Source organism: Bacillus sp. ISL-4 (assembly GCF_018613275.1).
Lineage (GTDB): Bacteria > Bacillota > Bacilli > Bacillales > DSM-1321 > Peribacillus > Peribacillus simplex_E.
This window is the reverse complement of the sequence record NZ_JAGGQN010000007.1, coordinates 344,577-369,039: the sequence shown is the minus strand read 5'-3', so window position 1 is coordinate 369,039 and position 24,463 is coordinate 344,577. Positions and strand designations below refer to the sequence as shown.

Here is a 24,463-nt window from a genome sequence, read left to right as displayed (position 1 = left end):
AGGTTGATAGGTCAGAGGTGGAAGCGTGGCGACATGTGGAGCTGACTGATACTAATAGATCGAGGACTTAACCAACGCTTTTAAAAAAATGAAATACCTTCTTATTATCTAGTTTTGAAGGAACAACGTTCCTTTTATGTTTGGTGGCGATAGCGAAGAGGTCACACCCGTTCCCATTCCGAACACGGCAGTTAAGCTCTTCAGCGCCGATGGTAGTTGGGGGTTTCCCCCTGTGAGAGTAGGACGCCGCCAAGCCATTTAAAAAGATCAGCCATCCGGCTGGTCTTTTTTTGTGTTGATATACTTTCAGCTTTCAGGGAGAAGTGATGTAGACTAATCTAGTCGACCTGAAACGAAATAGATATACCCGCAGACTATTAATTGCAACCAAAATTGGAAAAATTGGCCTGGATCCTATTTAATTCGACCTATCGTTAACACTTGAATTGAAGTAATTCATGGGAGAAAGATACGAATATGTACCGATCATGGAGCAATGGTTAATTTCATGAATCAGGCTATAGTAAATCAGAGGGGGAGAAGGGTAGGATAATGAAGGGGATGCATAATTTATGAGCGTAGGGCTTTAACTGAAGACAGGGATATCATAATTTGAGGCATTATGGAATTTTCAATTATGATGAAAATACTTTTTTAAAATGTATTCTTGTCTTTACTTGTTCTTTTCATTATACTAGGAAGAATTTATTGTTGATGAAGAACTTAATAATGCAAGTTGGATGCTAAGGAAGAAGACAGACAAAATAGAGTTATGGAAGGGATCGGTATTGTGAGTAAAAAGAGTAAGGAAAAGTTTGAAGTCATCGAGGGCGAGACGATCGATGCATGTTTAGATCGAATTAAAGCGGCAGGATACTTTCCTGTAAGGCGGACGGAGGAGCCTATCTTTGCCGAGAAAATTGAGAATGGCAAAGTCCAATATGTGCCAGTTGATCGGAAAATTGTATTCGAAGCAAAATTAATTGAGTAAAACACGAACGATTAATTAATATCGTGTAAAAATATTCGATTTTAACTTGACATTAAAATGACCGGAAGGTAAGATGAAGTTACATTAATACATCTCATATAATCATGGGGATATGGCCCAAAAGTTTCTACCTGATGACCGTAAATCATCGGACTATGAGAAAAGCATCTGACTATTTCGGAAACTAGCCAAGTCTTTTTGTACTTTTTCAAAAAGGCTTTCTTTTCCGGACAGGTTGCTTTCTCGATGAGGAAGCATCCTGTCCGGTTTTTTTATTTACATGTTATAGATAATGATAAGCGTCCGTCTGCATACTCAGGACGCCATAATATGAGTGTTGGAGGGAAAGATGATATGAAACCGCAAGTTGGGGTTATTATGGGAAGTGTCTCGGATTGGGAAACGATGAAATACGCTTGTGAATCATTGGAACAGCTTGAGATTCCCTATGAAAAAAGAGTCGTTTCTGCCCACCGGACGCCGGATTTACTATTTGAATATGCAGAGAGTGCAAAAGAGAGAGATATTAAAGTGATTATTGCCGGAGCAGGCGGGGCTGCACATCTTCCAGGTATGACCGCCGCTAAAACGATTGTCCCTGTGATAGGCGTGCCAATACAGTCGAAGGCATTAAATGGGATGGATTCGTTATTATCGATTGTTCAAATGCCTGGTGGCGTACCGGTTGCAACGGTTGCGATCGGAAAAGCGGGCGCAGTCAATGCCGGTTTGTTTGCGGCTCAAATATTAGCAGCTTTTGATTCTGACATTGCTGATAGGTTAGAGGCTTTAAGAAACGAAACCAGAGAAAAGGTGTTACAGAGCAGTGAACAACTTAAATAATACAGTCATTTTACCGGGACAGACCATTGGAATAATCGGCGGTGGGCAATTGGGCAGGATGATGGCCTTATCGGCTAAGGCATCTGGCTTTAAGATAGCAGTCCTTGAGCCGACTGCAGAAGGTCCATGTGCCCAAGTGGCGGATATTGAAATCACTGGTGCTTATGATGATATCGAAGCATTGAAAAGATTAGCTGAGGTCAGTGACGTCATAACATACGAGTTTGAAAATATCAGTTCAGAAGCCCTGGATTGGTTAAAGCAACATGCATTTCTTCCACAGGGCTCAGAATTATTAAAGCTGACACAGGATAGATTGACGGAAAAAAAAGCCATATCTGATGCGGGAGCTTCCGTTGCTCCATATCAGGAAATACAGGATATTTCAGAAATTTACCTTCATATAGAGAAATTAGGGTACCCTAGTGTGTTAAAAACGACGCGGGGCGGTTATGATGGAAAAGGGCAATTGGTCATTAAGGAAGAAGCCGATATCAAAAAGGCTGAATCCCTGCTCAAAACAGGTAAATGTGTGCTGGAAGCCTGGATTCCTTTCGTAAAAGAAATCTCCATTATCGTGACGCGCAAGGCAAATGGAGAGGCAAGTCATTTTCCGATTGCGGAAAACATTCATATTGAAAACATTCTTCATAAAAGTATTGTTCCCGCCCGTATTAGTCAACAAGCTGAACGGAAAGCTATTAATGAAGCTTTGCAGCTTGCAGAGAAACTTGATTTGGTGGGGACATTGGCAGTCGAGATGTTTTTAACCGCTCAGGATGAGATCATCATTAATGAATTAGCGCCAAGACCTCATAACTCAGGCCATTATACAATGGAAGCATGTGAGACTTCACAGTTCGAACAGCATATAAGGGCTGTATGCAATTGGCCGCTCGGAAATACGGCGTTATTGAAGCCTGTGGTAATGATAAACATCCTTGGCGAGCATATCGGGCCTTTAATGGATGAAATTCCGACGCTTTCAGATTGGAAGGTTCACCTTTACGGTAAGAAAGAAGCCAAGATTAAGCGGAAAATGGGTCATGTGAATATTTTACGTCCAACGATTGAGGAAGCTCTTTTGGAAAGTGATCGAAGCAAAATATGGAATCAACAGGTTGAAACGGAGGAAGTAAAATGATTGAACGTTATACCCGCCCAGAGATGGGAAACATTTGGACAGAAAAGAACCGCTTTAATGCGTGGTTAGAAGTTGAAATCTTAGCTTGTGAAGCATGGTCTGAGCTAGGTGTCATTCCAAAAGAAGATGTGAAGCTTCTTCGTGAAAATGCCACATTCGATGTGGACCGTATCAATGAAATCGAAAAAGATACACGCCACGATGTTGTTGCTTTTACACGTGCGGTTTCTGAAACGTTAGGTGAAGAACGGAAATGGGTCCATTACGGACTGACTTCCACTGATGTGGTGGATACAGCTCTTTCATATGTGATAAAGCAAGCGAATGAGATCCTTGCCAAGGATTTAAATAACTTCGTGGAGATCCTGAAAAATAAAGCGAAAGAACATAAATACACGGTTCAAATGGGGCGTACACATGGAGTTCATGCTGAGCCGACCACTTTTGGGTTGAAACTGGCTCTTTGGTATCAAGAAATGAAACGCAATGTCGAACGTTTTGAAGAAGCAAGAAAGAACATAGAGGTTGGGAAAATCTCTGGAGCTGTCGGAACTTACGCTAACATTGACCCGTTCGTTGAAAAATTCGTTTGTGAAAAGCTTGGCCTTGAAGCAGCGCCAATTTCAACACAAACATTGCAGCGCGATCGCCACGCACATTATATGAGCACATTGGCTTTAATAGCGACATCCATTGAAAAGTTCGCAGTGGAAATTCGCGGCTTGCAAAAAAGTGAAACACGCGAAGTGGAAGAATTCTTTGCAAAAGGACAAAAAGGATCTTCGGCAATGCCTCATAAACGGAATCCAATCGGTTCTGAAAATATGACGGGCATGGCTCGTGTAATCCGCGGTTACATGTTGACAGCATATGAGAATGTGCCATTATGGCATGAACGTGACATTTCCCATTCTTCTGCTGAGCGCATCATCTTGCCGGATGCAACGATCGCATTAAACTACATGCTGAACCGTTTCAGCAATATAGTGAAGAACTTGACCGTTTATCCAGAAAATATGAAACGCAATATGGACCGTACGCTTGGATTGATTTTCTCACAACGTGTACTGCTTTCCCTTATCGATAAAGGGCTTGTCCGTGAAGAAGCTTATGATACGGTTCAGCCGAAAGCGATGGAAGCATGGGAGCTTCAGGTTCCATTCAGAAGCCTGATCGAAAAGGATGATAAAATCACAAGCTTGCTTACGAAAGAAGAACTTGATGATTGTTTCGATCCTACACATCACCTGAAAAATGTTGATGTAATCTTTGATCGTTTAGGTTTATAAAAGTGAAGGCGGCAAACATGGCACCTCTAAACGGTGATATGTTTGCCAAGCCTGACCAATGGCAGGAAGATTCATAATATTCACAATGTGGGGGTCTGGACAGATGGAAAAACGAGAATTGTTGTATGAAGGAAAAGCGAAACAGATTTTTGCAACGGACAACAGTGAAATAGTATGGGTGGAATACAAGGATTCGGCAACAGCGTTCAATGGTGAGAAGAAGTCAGAGATTGCCGGAAAAGGTAAGTTGAATAATCAAATTACTAGCTTACTATTTTCAAAGCTTGCCCAAGAAAATATCCCGTCCCATTTTATTGAAATGCTTTCCGACCGGGAGCAGCTAGTAAAGAGGGTATCCATCATTCCGCTTGAAGTCGTTGTCAGAAATACGGCTGCCGGCAGTTTTTCCAAAAGGACTGGCATTGAAGAAGGCCAGCCGCTAAAGAAAACGCTGATTGAGTTCTACTATAAAGACGACGAGCTCGGCGATCCTCTGTTAACGGAAGACCATATTGAAGAATTGGAACTTGCAAGCAAGGAAGATGTAGCGATTTTAAAAGAAAAAGCACAAGAGATCAGTATCGTCTTAACTTCCTTCTTTAAAGAGTTGGACATTAAATTGATTGATTTTAAATTAGAGTTCGGTAAAACCCCGAATGGAGACATTTTGCTGGCAGATGAAATTTCACCTGATACTTGCCGATTATGGGATATTAACACGAACGAAAAGTTAGACAAAGATGTATTCCGCCGTGATTTAGGAAGTTTAACAGATGCTTACGAAAAAATACTAGCAAAGTTGGAGGGCACTCAACATGTATAAGGTTAAGGTATATATCACACTACGCGAAAGTGTACTAGATCCACAGGGAGCAGCAGTGCAACAATCACTTCATAGCTTGACATATAACGAAGTTAGTGATGTTCGAGTGGGGAAATACATTGAACTTACAATTAAAGATACGGATCGTGATTTAGATCAACTTGTGAAGGAAATGTGTGAAAAACTATTGGCCAATACGGTAATTGAAGCTTACCGTTATGATGTTGAGGAGGTTATTACCCAATGAAATTTGCTGTCATAGTTTTCCCTGGTTCCAATTGTGATGTCGATATGTACCATGCGATAAAGGATGCACTGGGGGAAGAAGTGGAGTATGTTTGGCACTCTACAGACAATCTAGATCAGTATGATGGGATTCTCCTTCCAGGAGGTTTCTCTTATGGAGACTATTTACGCTCTGGAGCAATTGCACGATTTTCGAATGTAATGGCCGAAGTCGTAAAAGCTGCACAAGCAGGAAAGCCTGTCTTGGGTGTCTGCAATGGTTTTCAGATTTTACTTGAAGCAGGACTTTTACCTGGAGCGATGCGCCGTAATGAAGGCTTGAAATTCATTTGCCGCAATGTAGGACTGAAGGTTGAAAATAATCAATCGATGTTCACGACAGGATATGAATTAAATGAAACGATTACGATCCCGGTTGCCCATGGTGAAGGGAATTACTACTGCGATAATGAGACATTGGCTGAATTAAAACGAAATAACCGCATCTTGTTCACGTATGATGGTGAAAATCCAAACGGAAGCTTGGAACAGATAGCGGGAATTACAAATGAAAAAGGAAATGTCCTCGGAATGATGCCTCATCCCGAACGTGCTGTTGATTCGCTGCTTGGCAGTAAAGACGGCTTAAAGATTTTTCAATCCATCGTAAAAAACTGGAGGGAATCACATGTTATTACAGCTTGAACCAAGTCCGGAAAAAATTAAATCGGATCGTTTGTACGCAACTATGGGACTATCCGATGATGAATTTGCAATGGTGGAGAAAATCTTAGGCAGACTGCCGAATTATACGGAAACTGGATTGTTTTCGGTTATGTGGTCAGAGCATTGTTCCTACAAAAATTCGAAACCCATCTTAAGGAAGTTCCCGATTACAGGGGAGAAAGTGCTACAAGGTCCTGGTGAAGGTGCAGGTATCGTTGATATCGGTGACGATCAGGCTGTCGTTTTTAAAATTGAAAGTCATAACCACCCTTCGGCAATAGAACCTTATCAAGGTGCTGCTACTGGTGTCGGCGGTATTATCCGTGATGTCTTCTCCATGGGTGCCCGTCCGATTGCGATGTTGAACTCGCTTCGCTTTGGTGAGTTAGACAATGATCGCGTGAAATATTTATTTAAAGAAGTGGTTGCCGGGATTGCAGGATACGGAAATTGTATCGGTATTCCAACTGTCGGCGGAGAAATACAATTTGATCCATCGTATGAAGGGAATCCTCTAGTCAATGCCATGTGTGTAGGTTTGATCGATCATAAGGACATTAAAAAAGGCCAAGCGCATGGAGTAGGCAACACAGTGATGTATGTGGGTGCCAAAACTGGACGTGATGGAATTCATGGAGCAACATTTGCATCTGAAGAACTATCAGAGTCTTCGGAAGAAAAACGGCCTGCCGTACAAGTAGGCGATCCATTCATGGAGAAACTGCTTTTGGAAGCATGCCTTGAATTGATTCAAAATGATGCCCTTGTTGGTATTCAGGATATGGGAGCAGCGGGTCTTACAAGCTCATCTGCCGAGATGGCGAGTAAAGCTGGATCAGGGATAAAAATGAATCTTGATTTGGTACCGCAGCGTGAAACAGGAATGACAGCTTATGAAATGATGCTTTCTGAATCACAAGAGCGGATGCTGATCGTTGTAACTAAAGGACGCGAACAGGAAATCGTTGACTTGTTTACGAAATATGACCTAGAGGCGGTTGCTGTTGGAGAAGTAACGGATGACAAAAATCTAACACTTTCCCATCAAGGTGAAATCGTTGCTGAGGTTCCGGTTGATGCATTGGCTGAAGAAGCTCCGATTTATCACAAGCCATCTGCAGAACCGCAATATTTCCGTGACTTCCAAAGCATGACCGCAGAAGTGCCAGTCATTGGAGATTATAAAGAAACATTGGTATCACTATTGAAGCAACCGACTATTTCGAGTAAGGAATGGGTCTACGACCAATATGATTACATGGTCCGCACGAATACAGTCGTCTCACCTGGATCGGATGCAGCGGTAGTGCGTGTTCGGGGTACGAATAAGGCCCTTGCCATGACGACGGATTGCAACTCCCGCTTTATTTATTTAGATCCTGAAACAGGTGGCAAAATCGCAGTGGCTGAAGCTGCCCGTAACATCATTTGCTCGGGTGCAGAGCCTTTGGCGATTACGGATTGCTTGAATTTTGGGAATCCGGAAAAACCTGAAATATTTTGGCAATTGGAAAAAGCGGCAGACGGTATGAGTGAAGCTTGCAGAAGTTTAAGTACTCCTGTAATTGGCGGAAATGTCTCCCTTTACAATGAAACGAATGGTGAAGCGATTTATCCGACACCTGTAGTTGGGATGGTTGGTCTTGTCAGTGACCTTCAGCACATCACTACACAAACCTTTAAAAATGAATCCGATTTGATTTATGTGGTCGGCGAAGCGAAGGTTGAATTTGGAGGCAGTGAATTACAGAAAATGCTTGAGGGTAAAATCTTTGGACGCGCTCCAGAACTTGATTTGGCCATTGAACAAGAACGTCAGCAGCAAATTCTAACTGCAATCCAAAAAGGACTTGTTGCATCAGCCCATGACCTTTCGGAAGGCGGTTTGGCAGTGGCTTTAGCTGAATCTTTATTCGGGGCTAGCAAACTTGGGGCAAAAGTGAATATATCCGGCGAACCGGTATCCGAATTATTCAGTGAAACGCAATCACGATTCTTACTGTCCATCAATCCTGAAAACCAAGCGGCATTTGAAGCACTTGTTGAAGATGCGATATGCATAGGTTCAGTAACGGCTGATAATAAATTAGTCGTGGAGACAAGCAGTGATAACGAAATATTGGAAGCGGACGTTGAAGATTTACAAACAGCTTGGAAGGGAGCCATACCATGCTTGCTGAAATAAGAAGCCTAAACGAAGAGTGTGGTGTTGTTGGAGTCTGGGGACATCCGGATGCTGCACAGCTTGCATACTACGGTTTGCATAGCTTGCAACATCGTGGTCAAGAGGGAGCAGGCATCGTCGTGACGGATGGTGAGCAGATGTCCATCTCTAAGGGCGAAGGACTTGTCACAGAGATATTCACTGCCGAAAAAATGCAGGCACTTTCCGGTACCGGAAAAGCGGCAATCGGCCATGTCCGTTATACAACGGCAGGCGGCGGCGGGTATCAAAATGTTCAGCCTTTCTTGTTCAATTCGCATACAGGAGGGCTGGCTCTTGCCCATAATGGAAATATCGTCAATGCCCATCAGTTAAAAGCACAGCTTGAAGGACAGGGAAGCATTTTTCAAACGACATCTGACACGGAAGTTCTGGCACATCTGATTAAACGCTCCGGCTACTCGGATGTAAGAGATTCCGTGAAGAACAGTTTAAGCATGCTGAAGGGAGCCTATGCCTTTGTCATCATGACCGAAAACCAAATGATCATGGCAAGAGATCCGCATGGCTTCCGTCCACTTTCCTTAGGGAAAATAGGCGATGCATATTTTGCTGCATCAGAAACATGTGCCCTTGATATTGTAGGTGCAGAATTCATCCGCGATATTGAGCCGGGTGAACTCGTTGTCATTAATGATGAGGGAATCACATCCGAGTACTTTTCGCTTTCCAGTCAACAGGCAATGTGCACGATGGAGTACGTGTATTTCTCCCGTCCGGATAGCAACATTGATGGTATCAATGTCCATACGGCACGGAAAAACCTTGGCAAGCAAATGGCACTGGAAACCAAAATTGAAGCAGATGTAGTTACAGGCGTACCTGATTCCAGCATTTCGGCAGCGATTGGCTATGCTGAAGCTGCAGGCATTCCCTATGAAATGGGTTTAATAAAAAACCGGTATGTTGGACGGACGTTCATTCAGCCATCACAAAGTCTGCGTGAACAAGGCGTGAAGATGAAACTATCACCTGTAAGAGGGGTAGTGGAAGGTAAGCGGGTCATAATGGTTGATGATTCAATCGTCCGTGGGACAACGAGCAGAAGGATTGTCCGCATGTTAAAAGATGCCGGAGCGAAAGAAGTTCATGTAGTAATCAGCTCACCACCGATCAAGAATCCATGTTTTTATGGCATAGACACGTCTAAAAAGGAAGAACTGATTGCGAGCTCTAAATCGGTGGAGGAAATAAGGGAAATCATCGGTGCTGATTCCTTAACTTTTTTAAGTGTCGAAGGTATGGTCGAAGCAATTGGACGACCGTTTCCTGGAGAAACGCGCGGTTCATGCCTAGCTTGTTTCACTGGAAATTATCCGACTGAAATTTTTGAATACGAACGAGAAAAAACAAAATGTTAATCAAGTCGGCAATGATGATTGATTTTCGGAGGAGGATTTCAAATGGCTAATGCATATAAACAGGCTGGTGTGGATATTGAGGCTGGTTATGAAGCGGTAAATCGAATGAAAAAACATGTAAAGCGCACATTTCGTCCAGAAGTAATGAATGGTCTGGGCGGTTTCGGCGGCATGTTTGATTTATCTTCCTTGAACCTTAAAGAACCTGTGCTCATTTCAGGTACGGATGGAGTGGGTACAAAACTTTTGTTGGCTTTCATGATGGATAAACACGATACAATTGGAGTGGATTGTGTAGCTATGTGCGTCAATGATGTTGTCGTTCAAGGTGCTGCACCTTTATACTTTTTAGATTATATTGCCTGCGGTAAAGCAGATCCTGAACGAATTGAAATGATCGTCAAAGGAATTGCAGATGGCTGTGAGCAGGCGGGCTGTGCTTTAATCGGCGGAGAAACGGCTGAAATGCCTGGCATGTACGAAACGGAAGAATACGATGTTGCAGGTTTTACTGTAGGTGCCGTTGAAAAATCACGTCTAATTACTGGTGAAGCAATCTCGGCAGGTGACGTCGTTATTGGACTCGCTTCAAGCGGCATCCACAGTAATGGGTATTCCCTTGTTCGTAAAATCCTTCTTGAAGACTCAGGTATGGGGCTTCATGACTTCGTACCGGAACTGGATTGCAAGTTGGGAGAGGAATTATTAAAACCGACAAAAATCTATGTGAAGTCAGTTTTATCGACGTTGGAAAAATTTGAGGTTAATGGTCTTGCCCATATCACTGGTGGGGGATTCATCGAGAATATTCCGCGTATTCTTCCTGAAGGATGCGGTGTTGAAATCGAGCTCGGAAGCTGGGAAATTCCAACTATATTCTCATTTCTTGAAGAAAAAGGGAACCTTGTAAAAGAGGAAATGTTCAATATCTTCAATATGGGAATTGGAATGACGGCCGTCGTGAAAAAAGAAGTGGCATCCGATGTGCTAGCACACCTACGTTCTTGCGGTGAAGAAGCCTCAGTTATTGGAACGGTTATGGATGGAAATGGAGTGTCGTTCAAATAATGAAACGCCTTGCTGTCTTTGCATCAGGTAACGGTAGTAATTTTCAATCAATTGCTGAAGCAATAAAAAGTGGAAAGTTAGAGGCGGAAATCTGTCTTGTCGTTTGCGATCGTGAAGATGCATATGTGCTTGAGAGAGCTAAGCTTGAGAAGATTGATTCATTCTCCTTTTCTGCGAAGAATTACTCGAACAAGACTGAGTATGAATCGGAAATCCTCGAAAAACTTCGCCAGTATGAGATAGAATTTATCATTCTGGCTGGTTATATGCGTTTGATCGGTCCGACGTTATTACAAAAGTATTCACAGAGGATTGTGAACATCCACCCTTCACTTCTGCCTAGTTTTCCAGGCAAGGATGCAATTGGCCAGGCTTTTGACGCCGGAGTGAAGGAAACGGGGGTAACGGTTCATTATGTCGATGATGGAATGGACACAGGACCGGTCATTGCCCAAAAGGCGGTGCCAATTCTTGAGGGGGATACGAAAGACATCCTTCAAAAAAGGATTCAGGAAATGGAGCATGACTTGTATCCGTCAGTTTTGCAGGATCTATGCCACAAGAAACTTACTTAATGGAGGGACCAACATAACATGAAGAAACGTGCATTAATTAGTGTATCGGATAAAACAGGTATCGTAGAATTTGCTCAAGGTTTAATTGAAGCAGGTTTTGAAATCATTTCTACAGGCGGTACCAAAAAAACGCTGCAGGATAATGGTATTGAGGTAATTGGAATCAGTGACGTCACCGGTTTCCCGGAAATATTGGATGGTCGTGTTAAAACACTTCACCCGAATGTCCATGGCGCAGTGTTGGCAAAACATGATGACAAAAGTCACGCAGCACAGCTTGCAGAGCATAATATTGAACCCATTCAACTTGTCTGTGTGAACCTATATCCATTCCAAGCGACTATTTCCAAACCGGAAGTCACTGTGGAAGATGCTATTGAAAACATTGATATCGGTGGACCGACAATGCTTCGTTCTTCTGCTAAAAACCACGAATATGTGACTGTTATCGTTGATTCCAATGATTATCCTACCGTATTGGCTGAACTGAAACAAAACGGCGGGGTATCAAAAACCACGAATCGCCGCCTGGCTGCAAAAGTTTTCCGCCATACAGCAGCATATGATGCCGTTATTTCAGAGTATATGACAGAGCTTGCCGATGAAGAAAATCCTGAATCATTGACTGTTACCTATGAATTGAAACAGTCGCTTCGTTATGGAGAAAATCCACATCAAAAAGCCGCATTTTATAAAAAACCGCTTGGTTCCGTTTTCTCAATTGCAGAAGCGAATCAATTACATGGAAAAGAACTTTCATACAACAACATTAATGATGCTGATGCAGCACTTCAAATCGTTAAAGAATTCAATGAGCCGGCTGCCGTTGCAGTCAAACATATGAATCCTTGCGGCGTCGGTGTCGGTGCGACCATTTTGGAAGCATATGAAAAAGCTTATGAGGCAGATGCCACTTCCATTTTCGGCGGAATCATCGCTTTGAACCGTGAAGTTGATAAGGGGACTGCGGAGAAGCTTCATGAAATTTTCCTTGAAATCATCATTGCTCCTGGGTTTACACAAGAGGCAGTGGAAGTATTGACAAGCAAGAAAAACCTTCGTTTATTAACGATCGACTTCGACGCGGTTAAAAAGCCTGAACGCAAATTGACATCCATTGAAGGCGGATTACTTATTCAAGATCGGGATGCACATAGCTTAAAGGATGCTGAGATAAAAGTGGCAACGAAACGTGAGCCTACCCCCGAAGAGTGGAAAGCCATGGAGCTTGGCTGGAAAATCGTGAAACATGTCAAGTCGAATGCAATAGTGGTTAGTAACGATCAAATGACATTAGGTGTTGGCGCAGGTCAAATGAACCGTGTGGGAGCTGCAAAAATTGCTCTGGAACAAGCTGGGGAAAGAGCAACAGGAAGTGCATTGGCATCAGATGCTTTCTTCCCAATGGATGATACTGTAGAAGCGGCAGCGAAAGCGGGCGTCACGGCAATCATTCAGCCTGGTGGATCTGTTAAAGATGAGGATTCAATCAAGAAAGCTGATGAATATGGGATTACGATGGTGTTTACAGGAATTCGTCACTTTAAACATTAATCAAAAATGAGGTGCGATAATGAATGTATTAGTAATTGGCCGGGGCGGCAGGGAGCATGCCATAGCCCGCAAACTATTTGAAAGTAAACGGGTTGGGACTGTTTTTGCAGCACCGGGAAATCCAGGGATGACCGATGTAGCGACTCTTGTTCCGATTGATGAAAACAATCACGGGGATTTGGTTGCCTTTGCCAAGAAGAATGCAGTTTCATTAACCGTGATCGGGCCCGAAACCCCATTGTTGAATGGACTTGCCGATGATTTTACGGAGGCAGGATTACAGGTATTTGGCCCTAATGGCCGTGCTGCAGTCATCGAGGGGAGTAAATCCTTTGCTAAAGATTTAATGAAGAACTACAGCATTCCGACAGCAGAATATGAAACATTTTCTGATTATGATTCAGCAAAGGCATATATCGAAAAAATGGGTGCACCCATCGTCATTAAAGCGGATGGTTTGGCTGCAGGAAAAGGTGTCGTAGTTGCCATGACGATGGAAGAGGCGTTAGACGCCATCCATGATATGCTAGTCGGGGCAAAGTTCGGGAAAGCATCTGCCAAAGTCGTTATAGAGGAATTCCTTGATGGCGAGGAATTTTCATTGATGGCATTCGTAAATGGGGAAAAAGTGTATCCGATGGTCATTGCTCAAGATCATAAGCGGGTTTTTGATGGAGATCGGGGTCCGAACACAGGTGGAATGGGTGCATACTCACCGGTGCCGCAAATTTCCGATGAAATGATTCAGACTGCAGTCGAAACAATTCTTAAGCCCACGGTAAATGCGATGATTTCGGAGAATCGGAGTTTTACAGGAATATTATATGCCGGGTTGATCGCTACTGAAAAAGGCACAAAAGTCATTGAGTTCAATGCCCGTTTTGGCGATCCGGAAACGCAAGTTGTTTTACCGCGCCTAAAAACAGATTTCGTAGATACGCTTGAAGCGGTTCTTTCTGGAGAGGATTTAGAACTTGAGTGGCATGAAGAGGCCGTTCTTGGAGTGGTCGTCGCAGCTGATGGATATCCAGGGGAATATAAAAAGGGTTCTATCATTAAAGGCTTGGAAAAGATTGATCCGAACGCCCATGTTTACCATGCTGGAACGGCTCTCGATAGTGAGGGGAATTTCATCTCGAATGGCGGACGTGTACTTCTGGTTGCTGCAAAAGGGAAAGATTTGGCTTCTGCCCAAGCTGAAGTATATAAAGAGTTAGGGCATATTGAGAAAGACGGCTTATTCTGGCGAACGGATATTGGCTACCGTGCAATAAAATACAATTTTTCATCATAATATAAAGAAGCTGACTCTAAGCGGAGTCAGCTTCTTCTTTAGAAAAAACTTAATATGAATCAGATTGATTAGTGTGATTCTCCTGTTTTGGTTCATTTTTCATTAAGTTTTGTCCGTTTTCCATTGCATCGACAACAGGGCAATATCGGAGAATGCCTTCGCCTATTTTCATGGCAGAAAGCATGACCACAAATATATAAGATTGGTTTTTCCATGGTTTTTTTACCATTTTAGCCATAGCCCATGTTAGCAATGTAAAACCACAGGTTATTCGCATTAATGCATTTATTATACTGATATTTTGTTTAAACTTCACTTAAAGTCCATCCCTTCACAAAAATTTAACAATATTCTGGTTAACATTACTGTTCTAATGAGGCAAGTATGTTACTATGAAATAAAATTGGATTGAAAATGGTTTTTTTCATACATCTGTTTCTATAAAATTATGGGGGAATGTTTATGCTTGAACAGCGCTATAGATGGAAAAATAAACATCTAAGAGAACATATAGATGTGCTGGATGGCAATAGGGCACCACACATTCTGCTTAAAAATACGACTTATTTAAACCAGGCATTACGAAAATGGGTAAAAGCGAATATATGGATATATGATGATCGCATCGTATATGTCGGCGATAAGCTTCCTGATAATATAGACCGCTGTGAAATGGTAGACTGTACAAACCAGTACTTAGTCCCGGGTTATATTGAGCCGCATTCACACCCTTCTCAATTATATAATCCCCTTTCTTTTTCACGTTATGCATCTCATTTTGGCACAACGACATTGATCAATGATAACTTGCCGTTTCTATTGCAGTTAGATAAAAAGAAAGCGTTTTCTCTTTTGAAAGAATTACGTAACATTCCTGTAACAATGTATTGGTGGAGCCGTTTTGACGGACAAACGGAATTGATCGATGAAGATATGGTCTTTTCCCACGGGGCCGTTAAATCATGGCTGGAGCATGATGCCGTATTACAGGGCGGGGAACTAACTGGATGGCCGAAGCTTCTCGATGGGGATGACATGATGCTGCACTGGATCCAGGAAGCCAAGCGTATGAGGAAGAAAATAGAAGGACACTTTCCAGGTGCTTCAGAGAAGACTTTAGCAAAAATGACCCTGTTCGGCGCCGATTGTGATCATGAGGCAATGACAGGTGATGAAGTCATGTCGCGCTTGCTGCAGGGCTATTATGTATCGTTAAGACATTCTTCGATCCGGCCTGATTTACCAAAGATGATACAGGAAATCCATGAACTGGGCATCGATCATTATGACAAATTCTTTTATACGACAGATGGATCGCCGCCATCCTTTTATGAAGGTGGTTTCATAGACTGCCTGATCAAAATAGCGATAGAAAATGGCGTTCCGGTTATCGATGCATACAATATGGCAACTATCAACATTGCACGATATTATAACATTGAATACCTTCATGGCAATATAGCCACTGGAAGGGTAGCTAACATCAACTTCCTGACCGATGTAAAGGAACCAGCACCGGTTTCGGTAATGGCAAAAGGAAAATGGGTTAAAAGGGATGGTGAAATCATTCCGGATAAACAGCAAATCGAATGGAGTGATTTCGATTTTAAACCACTTGATCTTGATTGGGATCTTAGTTTAAAGGAAGATTTTGAGTTTTCCATGCCGTTTGGGATTGAATTGGTCAATAATGTCATTACGAAACCGTACTCCCTTTCCAATGATGTTGGGTATGAAGAACTTAACTTTGAGGATGATGAATGCTTTTTCATGCTTATCGATCGGGAAGGGAAATGGCGCATCAATACGATATTAAAAGGGTTTGCGGACAAATTGTGTGGCTTTGCTGGCTCTTATACAAATACAGGTGATATCATACTAATCGGTAAAAGGAAAAAGGATATGTATTTGGCATTTAACCGGCTGAAGGAAATCGGCGGTGGAATCATTTTAACGGAACAAGGCAAGGTGATCCATGAACTTCCTCTGAAATTAAAGGGAGTCATGTCCACCAAGGAGGTTCCTGAACTGATAGAAGAAGAAAATGAATTGAAACATTTGCTGCGAGAGAGAGGTTATCGCTTCGCCGATCCTGTGTACACCCTTTCATTCTTTTCGACAACCCATCTGCCATATATAAGGCTAACCCAGCGAGGAGTATATGATGTAATGAATAAAACTATACTCTTTCCCACTATAATGCGTTAAAATATAAGAGAAGAAATGGCTAATAAATCAGAGGAGTGGAAAGATGAATTTTAAGAGAGTTCTTTTCATGGTTATTGCTATTTTACTGCTGGCAGGCTGTTCTACGAAAGAAGATCCTGCATCGGATGACAGTAAGCCGAAAGACCAAGCTGTCATCAAAAATACAGATGTGAAAAATGAACCTTCCAATGAGTTTCCACTTACAGGTATAGCCACCGATGCAGGCAGTGAGCAAAGGGCTGTAGCAGTGATGATTAATAATCATCCAGAAGCACGCCCACAATCGGGCCTCTCTGAAGCCGATATGGTCTACGAAATGCTTGCAGAAGGTGACATAACCAGATTTTTAGCTATCTTCCAAAGTGAAATGCCAAGCCAAATCGGTCCGATTCGGAGTGCAAGGGACTATTATATCGAATTGGCTAAAGGCCTTGATTGCATCTATGTCTGTCATGGGAATAGCCCCGAGGCAAAAGCCATGCTGGACAAAGGGTATATTGATAACTTGAACGGATTATATTATGATGGTACTTTGTTTCAACGTTCGGCAGATCGAAAAGCACCGCATAATTCCTACACCTCCTTTGAGGATATCCAAAAAGGTGCGAAGGAAAAGGGATATGAGATGAATGGTGCACCGGAGCCTTATGCCTTCCTTACAAAGGAAGAGGCGGCTGGCCTTCAAGGGGAACCGGCATTGAAAACCGAGGTTTCCTACGGATCAGACGAGTATGATGTTCAGTATGAATACGAAGCCACGGAAGAGAAATATAAACGTTATTCGAATGGAGAGCAAACAGTCGAGCATAAATCGAATAAACCTATTTTACTGGATAATATATTGATCATTGAGGCTGCTCATCAAGTGATCGACGATAAAGGTCGTCGTAAAATCGACTTGAAAAGTGGCGGAAAAGGTTATTTACTTCAAAAAGGAAAAGCGAATGAAGTAGAATGGGTTAATAAGGATGGTCGGATTATACCAGTGAAAAACGATAAAGAAGTAGGGTTGATTCCAGGGAAAACTTGGGTCAATATTATTCCGGATGAACCTGGTTTAGTAAGAGACGTCTCATTTTGATACCCATGAAATTGAGGGGGAGTAACATGCAAATTGATAAGTTGAGAGGAAAAGAAACGGATCAGCTGTTTAAGTCGATCCTTTCCTTGCGTGATTTGGACGAATGCTATCGATTTTTTGATGATTTATGCACAGTTAATGAAATTTCATCACTGGCACAGCGTCTTGAAGTAGCCCGCATGCTTGAAGAAGGGAAAACCTATCATAAAATCGAAACGGAAACGGGTGCAAGCACGGCTACGATTTCCAGGGTCAAACGCTGCTTGAATTACGGAAATGACGCTTATTCCATGGCTCTTAACCGTATTAAGGATAACGTTGAGGAAACAACTGAATCTTAATTCTTTCGATTATAATAAAAAGCCGGGGAATTCATTTCCCGGCTTTTTACTTTGAGTCCCGCACTCTCTTTGCCGGCTGTCTTTCAGCCGTATCCATGTTATATTGGATTTTAGATTCAGAGGTTCCATTTGGTAATAACATTTTATCGATACTTCTCTTTTTTAATGAAAAATCTTAATGCTATAATGGTGTAATGGGAAGTGTGAATGGAGGATTATAATGTACGATTTTCGCGAGTGGAAACATGTTTTCAAACTCGATCCAAATAAAGAAATAAGTGATGAAGCCCTTGAAAAAGTTTGTGAATCCGGTACCGATGCAATAATGGTCGGGGGAACGGATGGAATCACGCTTGAGAATGTGCTTCATTTAATGGCACGTGTCAGACGATATACCGTCCCATGTGTGATGGAAATTTCTTCTGTTGAAACGGTGACGCCAGGGTTTGATTTATATTTCATTCCGAGTGTCCTGAATAGCACCAACCCGGATTGGATGATGAAACTGCATCAGCAAGCAGTCAAGGAATACGGATACCTTTTGAATTGGGATGAAATTTTCGTTGAAGGGTACTGTATCCTGAATCCTGAGTGCAAGGCGGCCCAATTGACGAAAGCCAATACCGATTTGGATATGGATGATGTGGGTGCATATGCGATGATGGCGGAAAAAATGTTCAACCTGCCGATTTTTTATTTGGAATACAGCGGTGATTACGGCGATGTCCAGATGGTGGAAGCAGCCAAAGAGAGTTTGGAGGATACCGTACTATTCTATGGCGGCGGGATAAAATCGGTTGAACAAGCCAAAGAGATGTCTAAGATTGCGGATGTCATCGTTGTCGGCAATGTGATTTATGAAGATTTGAAAGTGGCACTTGCAACAGTTTCGGCAGTTAAATGAAAAGATGTAATAAATATAGTATACTAAAACAGAAACGAATGTTCGTATAGGTGGTGTGATAATGCAATATTTAGCGGAAAAATTACTAATAGGTTTGAATGAACAGCAACAAAAAGCAGTGAAATCAACTGATGGCCCACTTTTAATCATGGCTGGGGCAGGAAGTGGAAAGACGCGTGTGCTGACTCACCGAATAGCTTACTTGATGGTCGAGAAGGAAATAGCGCCTTGGAACATCCTTGCGATCACGTTCACCAACAAGGCGGCACGTGAGATGAAGGAGAGGATCCGTGCCATACTAGGCGGTGCGTCCGAAGATATCTGGATTTCGACTTTCCACTCGATGTGTGTCCGCATTTTACGAAGAGATATCGATCGTATCGGTTTTAATAGGAACTTCTCGATATTGGATACGACGGATCAGCAATCGGTCATAAAACAAATCATGAAAGATCGTAATATGGATACAAAGAAATATGATTACCGTGCCATTTTGGGTAGCATCAGTTCAGCGAAAAATGAATTGGTCGGGCCGGAAGAATACCTGAAGACGGCGTCTGATTACTTCACTAAAGTAACTGCCGATGTATATACGGAATATCAAAAACGGCTGCGTAAAAATTCAGCGCTCGATTTCGATGATTTGATCATGATGACGATTCAATTGTTCCAGCTCGTACCTGAGGTGCTTGAATATTATCAGCGTAAATTTCAATACATTCATGTTGATGAGTACCAAGATACGAACAGGGCTCAATACATGCTTGTTAAACTATTGGCTTCTCGCTTCCGTAATCTCTGTGTTGTCGGGGATTCCGATCAATCGATCTATCGTTGGCGCGGTGCGGATATTGCGAATATCCTTTCATTTGAAAAAGATTACCCGAATGCCAACATGATTTTCCTTGAACAGAATTACCGCTCGACGAAAAAGATTCTTGAAGCGGCGAATAAGGTCATCGATAACAATCAAAACCGGAAGCCGAAAAATCTTTGGACCGAGAACGCAGATGGCAATAAGATATTCTATTACCGTGCGGACAATGAACAAGGGGAAGCGCAATTTGTAGCCGGTAAAATAAATGAGTTAGTTCAGGCTGGCAGCAGGAAATATTCAGATATAGCAATACTTTACAGAACAAATGCACAATCACGTGTCATGGAGGAAGTTCTGCTTAAATCCAATATAAATTATGCAATAGTCGGGGGCACCAAGTTCTATGATCGTAAAGAGATTAAGGATTTACTTGCCTATCTTCGCCTTATTGCGAATCCTGATGATGACATCAGTCTTCGCCGTGTAATCAATGTACCAAAACGCGGAATTGGTGCAACTTCAATGGACAAAGTGGCAGATTATGCAGATCAATATGATGTTTCCATCTATAAAGCCCTCGAATCCGTCGAAATGGTAGGGATAAGCGGGAAGGCTACCAAAGCGGCAAGGGAATTCCATACGCTGATCACTAACTATACAAATCAGCAGGAATACTTATCCGTGACGGAACTTGTGGAGGAAGTCATTAAGAAAACCGGTTACCGTGAGATGCTGCAGGCGGAAAAAACGATTGAATCTCAAAGCCGGCTTGAAAATATAGATGAGTTTTTATCTGTTACGAAAGCATTCGAAGATAACAGTGAGGACAAATCATTGGTGGGCTTTTTGACTGACCTGGCGTTGGTTGCCGATATAGACCAACTTGATGAGAATTCCGAAGAAGCTACAAATACGGTAACGTTGATGACACTGCATTCAGCGAAGGGACTTGAATATCCGGTGGTCTTTCTGTTGGGCCTTGAAGAAGGGGTTTTCCCTCACAGCCGCTCGCTTATGGATGAAGAGGAGATGGAAGAAGAACGCCGTCTGGCTTATGTGGGAATTACAAGGGCTGAAAATGAGCTATTCATAAGCAATGCCCAAATGCGGACATTGTATGGACGGACGAGCATGAATCCTGTTTCACGTTTCATTAATGAAATACCAGAGGAACTACTTGAAGATTTAAAACCGAAACCGGCTCCTAGGGCAAGGCAAACACCTTTCAGTTCTTCAAGAACCGGCTCTCCTTCAACAGCTTCAACAAGAAAAGTGCCTGCCTTTGGAAGAGCTGTTTCTGCACCATCCGCAACGGGCGGGGAAGAAATCGGCTGGGCTGTCGGCGACCGTGCATCCCATAAAAAATGGGGTATAGGAACCGTGGTGAGCGTAAAAGGGGAAGGGGAAGGGAAAGAACTGGATATTGCCTTCCCAAGTCCAATTGGCATCAAACGCCTATTGGCGAAATTTGCACCAGTTGAAAAAGCATAAGCTATTAATATGCTTCTACTGGTAAAGAATAGGGATATCTGACTTTAGACACCGCTCTTCTAAAAGAAGTGCGGTGGATTCTTCTTTAGAAAGGATTGAACGTATGGACTTACAAGCTGCAGAGAAGAAAGTTCTAGAACTGCAAACATTATTGAACCAATACAGCTATGAATATTATGTAATGGACCAGCCATCAGTACCTGATGCTGAATATGATCGGCTACTCCGTGAACTTATTGAGTATGAGGAGGGATTTCCGGAGCTGCAAACGGCGGACTCACCGACACAACGGGTCGGTGGCGCCATTTTGGATATGTTTGAAAAAGTGGAGCATACCACACCGATGCTTAGTTTAGGCAATGCCTTCAATGAAAGTGACTTACGGGATTTTGACAGAAAGGTGAGACAATCTGTAGGTGACGATTTTTCCTATGTATGTGAATTGAAAATTGATGGACTTGCCGTCACTCTTCAATATGAGAATGGATTTTTCGTAAGAGGGGCAACTCGTGGAGATGGAACGATCGGTGAAGATATTACCGCTAATTTGAAAACGATCAAGTCGATTCCATTGAAGTTGCGGGAGCCGGTTGCCATAGAAGTGCGCGGTGAGGCCTTCATGCCAAAAAAATCATTCGAATCATTGAACAAGGCAAAAGAAGAACGCGGTGAGGAACCATTTGCAAACCCACGAAATGCGGCTGCCGGTTCGTTAAGGCAGCTTGACCCAAAACTCGCTGCAAAACGGAACTTGGATATTTTCCTTTATGCGATCGCCAATTTTGGGGAAACAGGGGTCCGTTCCCACAGTGAAGGTCTGGATTTATTGGATCGCCTCGGGTTTAAGACGAATCGGGAAAGAAAAACATGCTCCAATATAGAGGAAGTAATAGCTTATATAGTAGAATGGACGGAGCAACGTCCAAACTTAGCCTATGATATTGATGGAATTGTCGTTAAGGTCGATTCCCTTGAACAGCAGGATGAATTAGGTTTTACTGCAAAAAGTCCGCGATGGGCCATTGCTTATAAATTCCCAGCTGAAGAAGTCATTACAACCCTAAGGGATATCGAGCTTAATGTGGGCCGTACGGGTGTATTGACTCCGACCGCCGTTTTGGATCCCGTTCGGGTAGCAGGTACGACTGTACAGCGAGCTTCACTTCATAACGAAGACTTAATCCGTGAAAAGGACATCAGAATCGGAGATCAAGTGGTCGTGAAAAAAGCGGGTGATATCATTCCAGAGGTGGTCAATGTACTGGCAGAGCGCCGTACAGGGGAAGAAGTCGAGTTTAAGATGCCAACTGAGTGCCCGGAATGCAGCAGTGAACTTGTCCGGCTGGAAGGGGAGGTTGCTTTACGCTGCATCAACCCGAAGTGTCCTGCACAAATAAGGGAAGGCTTGATTCACTTTGTTTCCCGTACAGCAATGAATATAGACAGTCTTGGTGAAAAAGTGATTAGCTTGTTGTTTAAAGAACAACTCATACAAGATGTGGCTGATATTTATAAGCTTACATACGATCAACTGATTGCTTTGGAAAGGATGGGGGATAAATCCGTCAATAAACTTCTTCAAGCAATCGAAGCTTCGAAAACCAACTCGTTGGAAAAATTACTATTCGGGCTGGGCATTCGCCATGTTGGTTCAAAAGCGGCCAAGACACTGGCACGGGAGTTCGGGACGATGGAAGCCTTAAGCAAGGCGAGCCGTGAAGACCTAACGTCCATTAATGAAATAGGTGATAAGATGGCCGATTCCATCGTAGCCTATTTTGAGTTGGATGAAGTCCATGCATTACTGAATGAATTGGAAGCAGCAGGTGTGAACCTTACTTTTAAAGGGCCAAGGGCTGTTGCTATTGAAGAAATCGATTCCGCTTTTGCCGGTAAAACAGTCGTTTTAACGGGTAAATTGCATCAGTTAACACGTAACGAAGCAAAAGAGAAATTAGAGGCTCTAGGAGCTAACGTTGCTGGAAGTGTCAGCAAGAAAACCGATTTGGTCATAGCTGGCGAAGATGCCGGTTCCAAACTGGAAAAAGCGGAAAGCCTAGGCGTCATGGTATGGGATGAAGAGAGACTGATTGAGGAACTAAATAAATAAGAGGTGTAGCTATGAGGAAACACTCTATTTTGGGGATGATTCTTATACTGCTTCTTGCTGGATGTGCGCCTAGTTTTGAGGATAAGCAAGAGGTAGTTCAAGACTCCAAAGACAAAAAAGAAACGGCAATTATTCCGAAGTATAAAATTTCGGAAGAATACTATCAAACAATCCTACCGTTTGAACCATCAAAAGCACGCGGTTTGGTCGTATCCAATCTAAATACCCGATATGACATTGAAGAATTCGAAAATGGATTGATGCGGTTGGCCCAAACCCAATTCGACCCGGAAGATTATCTGTTTCAAGAGGGGCAAATGCTGGATAGTTCCACGATATCTTCCTGGCTGAACAGAAAATATACCGATAGTCAGTTGAAAGAAAAGAAGATGAAGGCCTCGGAGAACCTTGGCTTGAATCCGGTTGATCCAGGTAAAGGAGACATTGATAAGCGGAATGAAGAAAATCCAATTTATCTTGCTCATATTTTAGAACATAATTACTTGGTCAAAACAAAGGATAATTCGGTGAGGCTTGGCGGGGTTGTTATAGGTCTTGCTTTGAATTCAGTGCATTACTATCAAAAAGAGGCATTCGGTGCCACCTATGAAAATAAAATCGATAGTAAGAAGCTAAAGCAAGAAGGGGAGAAAATTGCTGCAGAAGTCTTAAAAAGGCTGCGTAAAATGGACAAGCTGAAAAATGTTCCAATTACGATTGCCTTATTCGAGCAAAATGAAAAATCCTCAGTAGTCCCTGGGAATTTCATTTCCTATACAAATATCGATAAAAACTCTGACAATATTGGAAAATGGACGAACTTGAATGAAGAGTATTTCCTATTTCCTTCTGCTAGTGCTGAAAAAAAATACCGTGATGACGTCAATACTTTCACGAACTTTAAAGAAGATGTCGAAGAATACTTCCCTAACTTTAACGGAGTCATCGGCAGGGCGTTCTATATGGATGATCAATTGCAAAGTCTGAACATCGATATCCCCATTCAATTTTATGGGAACTCGGAAGCGATCGGCTTTACCCAATATGTTGCCGGGCTTGTAATGGAACGTTTCCCGAACTACATTGCCGTACAGGTATCCATTACCTCTGTAAATGGACCTGAAGCGCTCATAGTCCGTGAAGCAAATCAAGACGAACCAACCGTGCATATATACGAATGAAAAAAGATGAAGCTTAGCGGCTTCATCTTTTTTGCGAACCGCTTTAAAATTTCGATCTATTTTTTGTGAATTTCAAAATAACCTTTAACCTGGAACTAAAATATATAATAGGAAGTAAACGCATTATAAAGGGAACATTTGTCGAATTTTAAAGGCCTTATTGTCATTTCCCCGGAAATTTCGGCAACTTCCCCATATTTCCCGGAAAATATC

At 42.6% G+C, this 24,463-nt stretch carries 21 protein-coding genes, 1 rRNA gene and 1 riboswitch; of the genes, 21 read left to right on the top strand and 1 reads right to left on the bottom strand.

The features are described 5' to 3' along the window. The first annotated feature begins 139 nt into the window (after positions 1-139). The 14 genes from rrf to purD all read left to right on the top strand — a co-directional run bounded on the left by rrf (position 140) and on the right by purD (position 14,117). Positions 140-255: ribosomal RNA gene (gene rrf / locus J7J00_RS05185) — 5S ribosomal RNA — on the top strand. 481 nt (positions 256-736) lie between these two features. After that, the gene (locus tag J7J00_RS05180) at positions 737-991 is read left to right on the top strand and encodes an NETI motif-containing protein (RefSeq protein ID WP_396020485.1); all 255 of its coding nucleotides are present in this window, start codon (positions 737-739) and stop codon (positions 989-991) included. Positions 992-1,065: 74 nt separating this feature from the next. After that, a riboswitch (purine riboswitch) is annotated at positions 1,066-1,167 on the top strand. Positions 1,168-1,345: 178 nt separating this feature from the next. Next, positions 1,346-1,834, top strand: a complete 489-nt coding sequence (gene purE / locus J7J00_RS05175; protein WP_098370632.1) for a 5-(carboxyamino)imidazole ribonucleotide mutase — start codon at positions 1,346-1,348, stop codon at positions 1,832-1,834. After that, positions 1,818-2,978, top strand: coding sequence for a 5-(carboxyamino)imidazole ribonucleotide synthase (gene purK / locus J7J00_RS05170; RefSeq protein WP_214788218.1), 1,161 nt, complete (start codon positions 1,818-1,820; stop codon positions 2,976-2,978). Before purE ends, purK begins: the two co-directional genes overlap by 17 nt. Beyond that, positions 2,975-4,267 carry an adenylosuccinate lyase gene (purB, locus tag J7J00_RS05165; protein ID WP_214788215.1) on the top strand — a complete coding sequence of 431 codons (1,293 nt, stop codon included), beginning with the start codon at positions 2,975-2,977 and terminating at the stop codon, positions 4,265-4,267. The genes purK and purB overlap by 4 nt, the downstream gene beginning before the upstream one ends. A 103-nt stretch (positions 4,268-4,370) precedes the next feature. Then, the gene (gene purC / locus J7J00_RS05160) at positions 4,371-5,090 is read left to right on the top strand and encodes a phosphoribosylaminoimidazolesuccinocarboxamide synthase (protein ID WP_098370357.1); all 720 of its coding nucleotides are present in this window, start codon (positions 4,371-4,373) and stop codon (positions 5,088-5,090) included. Beyond that, positions 5,083-5,337 (top strand): phosphoribosylformylglycinamidine synthase subunit PurS, encoded by a 255-nt coding sequence (purS, locus tag J7J00_RS05155; protein WP_034306118.1) that lies wholly within the window; start codon positions 5,083-5,085, stop codon positions 5,335-5,337. The genes purC and purS overlap by 8 nt, the downstream gene beginning before the upstream one ends. After that, a complete protein-coding gene (gene purQ, locus J7J00_RS05150; RefSeq protein ID WP_144529650.1) occupies positions 5,334-6,020 on the top strand; it encodes a phosphoribosylformylglycinamidine synthase subunit PurQ in 687 nt (228 codons plus the stop codon). The genes purS and purQ overlap by 4 nt, the downstream gene beginning before the upstream one ends. Then, positions 6,004-8,226, top strand: a complete 2,223-nt coding sequence (gene purL, locus J7J00_RS05145; RefSeq protein ID WP_214788211.1) for a phosphoribosylformylglycinamidine synthase subunit PurL — start codon at positions 6,004-6,006, stop codon at positions 8,224-8,226. The genes purQ and purL overlap by 17 nt, the downstream gene beginning before the upstream one ends. Further along, the gene (gene purF, locus J7J00_RS05140; protein WP_192207627.1) at positions 8,211-9,626 is read left to right on the top strand and encodes an amidophosphoribosyltransferase; all 1,416 of its coding nucleotides are present in this window, start codon (positions 8,211-8,213) and stop codon (positions 9,624-9,626) included. The genes purL and purF overlap by 16 nt, the downstream gene beginning before the upstream one ends. Positions 9,627-9,668: 42 nt before the next feature. Then, positions 9,669-10,694 carry a phosphoribosylformylglycinamidine cyclo-ligase gene (gene purM, locus J7J00_RS05135; protein ID WP_214788208.1) on the top strand — a complete coding sequence of 342 codons (1,026 nt, stop codon included), beginning with the start codon at positions 9,669-9,671 and terminating at the stop codon, positions 10,692-10,694. After that, entirely contained in the window at positions 10,694-11,269 is a 576-nt protein-coding gene (purN, locus tag J7J00_RS05130) for a phosphoribosylglycinamide formyltransferase (RefSeq protein WP_144529652.1), read from the top strand. Before purM ends, purN begins: the two co-directional genes overlap by 1 nt. Positions 11,270-11,287: 18 nt before the next feature. Next, positions 11,288-12,823 carry a bifunctional phosphoribosylaminoimidazolecarboxamide formyltransferase/IMP cyclohydrolase gene (gene purH, locus J7J00_RS05125; protein WP_214788205.1) on the top strand — a complete coding sequence of 512 codons (1,536 nt, stop codon included), beginning with the start codon at positions 11,288-11,290 and terminating at the stop codon, positions 12,821-12,823. Between the two features lie 19 nt (positions 12,824-12,842). Then, positions 12,843-14,117 (top strand): phosphoribosylamine--glycine ligase, encoded by a 1,275-nt coding sequence (gene purD / locus J7J00_RS05120; RefSeq protein WP_214788203.1) that lies wholly within the window; start codon positions 12,843-12,845, stop codon positions 14,115-14,117. 49 nt (positions 14,118-14,166) lie between these two features. On the opposite strand, the gene J7J00_RS05115 is transcribed toward purD, so the two are convergent. Next, positions 14,167-14,433, bottom strand: coding sequence for a YgaP-like transmembrane domain (locus J7J00_RS05115; RefSeq protein WP_141992754.1), 267 nt, complete (start codon positions 14,431-14,433; stop codon positions 14,167-14,169). 146 nt (positions 14,434-14,579) lie between these two features. Here J7J00_RS05115 and J7J00_RS05110 point away from each other — a divergent pair, with 146 nt between their 5' ends. The 7 genes from J7J00_RS05110 to J7J00_RS05080 all read left to right on the top strand — a co-directional run bounded on the left by J7J00_RS05110 (position 14,580) and on the right by J7J00_RS05080 (position 24,250). Next, complete coding sequence (locus J7J00_RS05110) at positions 14,580-16,325, top strand: adenine deaminase C-terminal domain-containing protein (RefSeq protein ID WP_214788200.1); 1,746 nt, start codon at positions 14,580-14,582, stop codon at positions 16,323-16,325. Positions 16,326-16,368: 43 nt separating this feature from the next. Beyond that, positions 16,369-17,406, top strand: a complete 1,038-nt coding sequence (locus tag J7J00_RS05105; RefSeq protein ID WP_214788197.1) for a DUF3048 domain-containing protein — start codon at positions 16,369-16,371, stop codon at positions 17,404-17,406. Positions 17,407-17,432: 26 nt separating this feature from the next. Then, positions 17,433-17,747, top strand: a complete 315-nt coding sequence (locus J7J00_RS05100) for a YerC/YecD family TrpR-related protein (protein ID WP_034306094.1) — start codon at positions 17,433-17,435, stop codon at positions 17,745-17,747. A 220-nt stretch (positions 17,748-17,967) separates the two neighbouring features. Continuing rightward, positions 17,968-18,651 (top strand): heptaprenylglyceryl phosphate synthase, encoded by a 684-nt coding sequence (pcrB, locus tag J7J00_RS05095; RefSeq protein WP_063235730.1) that lies wholly within the window; start codon positions 17,968-17,970, stop codon positions 18,649-18,651. Positions 18,652-18,712: 61 nt separating this feature from the next. Further along, positions 18,713-20,959: a DNA helicase PcrA gene (gene pcrA, locus J7J00_RS05090; protein WP_144529660.1), complete on the top strand. Its 2,247-nt coding sequence runs from the start codon at positions 18,713-18,715 to the stop codon at positions 20,957-20,959. A gap of 103 nt (positions 20,960-21,062) precedes the next feature. Further along, complete coding sequence (ligA, locus tag J7J00_RS05085; protein WP_214788183.1) at positions 21,063-23,069, top strand: NAD-dependent DNA ligase LigA; 2,007 nt, start codon at positions 21,063-21,065, stop codon at positions 23,067-23,069. An 11-nt stretch (positions 23,070-23,080) separates the two neighbouring features. After that, positions 23,081-24,250, top strand: a complete 1,170-nt coding sequence (locus J7J00_RS05080; protein ID WP_214788179.1) for a CamS family sex pheromone protein — start codon at positions 23,081-23,083, stop codon at positions 24,248-24,250. Positions 24,251-24,463: the final 213 nt, after the last annotated feature.

Coding starts and splice junctions, on each gene's coding strand:
- purE (WP_098370632.1), top strand. CDS start 1,346: ATGAAACCGCAAGTTGGGGTTATTATGGGAAGTGTCTCGGATTGGGAA.
- purB (WP_214788215.1), top strand. CDS start 2,975: ATGATTGAACGTTATACCCGCCCAGAGATGGGAAACATTTGGACAGAA.
- purC (WP_098370357.1), top strand. CDS start 4,371: ATGGAAAAACGAGAATTGTTGTATGAAGGAAAAGCGAAACAGATTTTT.
- purS (WP_034306118.1), top strand. CDS start 5,083: ATGTATAAGGTTAAGGTATATATCACACTACGCGAAAGTGTACTAGAT.
- purQ (WP_144529650.1), top strand. CDS start 5,334: ATGAAATTTGCTGTCATAGTTTTCCCTGGTTCCAATTGTGATGTCGAT.
- purL (WP_214788211.1), top strand. CDS start 6,004: ATGTTATTACAGCTTGAACCAAGTCCGGAAAAAATTAAATCGGATCGT.
- purF (WP_192207627.1), top strand. CDS start 8,211: ATGCTTGCTGAAATAAGAAGCCTAAACGAAGAGTGTGGTGTTGTTGGA.
- purM (WP_214788208.1), top strand. CDS start 9,669: ATGGCTAATGCATATAAACAGGCTGGTGTGGATATTGAGGCTGGTTAT.
- purN (WP_144529652.1), top strand. CDS start 10,694: ATGAAACGCCTTGCTGTCTTTGCATCAGGTAACGGTAGTAATTTTCAA.
- purH (WP_214788205.1), top strand. CDS start 11,288: ATGAAGAAACGTGCATTAATTAGTGTATCGGATAAAACAGGTATCGTA.
- purD (WP_214788203.1), top strand. CDS start 12,843: ATGAATGTATTAGTAATTGGCCGGGGCGGCAGGGAGCATGCCATAGCC.
- J7J00_RS05110 (WP_214788200.1), top strand. CDS start 14,580: ATGCTTGAACAGCGCTATAGATGGAAAAATAAACATCTAAGAGAACAT.
- J7J00_RS05105 (WP_214788197.1), top strand. CDS start 16,369: ATGAATTTTAAGAGAGTTCTTTTCATGGTTATTGCTATTTTACTGCTG.
- J7J00_RS05100 (WP_034306094.1), top strand. CDS start 17,433: ATGCAAATTGATAAGTTGAGAGGAAAAGAAACGGATCAGCTGTTTAAG.
- pcrB (WP_063235730.1), top strand. CDS start 17,968: ATGTACGATTTTCGCGAGTGGAAACATGTTTTCAAACTCGATCCAAAT.
- pcrA (WP_144529660.1), top strand. CDS start 18,713: ATGCAATATTTAGCGGAAAAATTACTAATAGGTTTGAATGAACAGCAA.
- ligA (WP_214788183.1), top strand. CDS start 21,063: ATGGACTTACAAGCTGCAGAGAAGAAAGTTCTAGAACTGCAAACATTA.
- J7J00_RS05080 (WP_214788179.1), top strand. CDS start 23,081: ATGAGGAAACACTCTATTTTGGGGATGATTCTTATACTGCTTCTTGCT.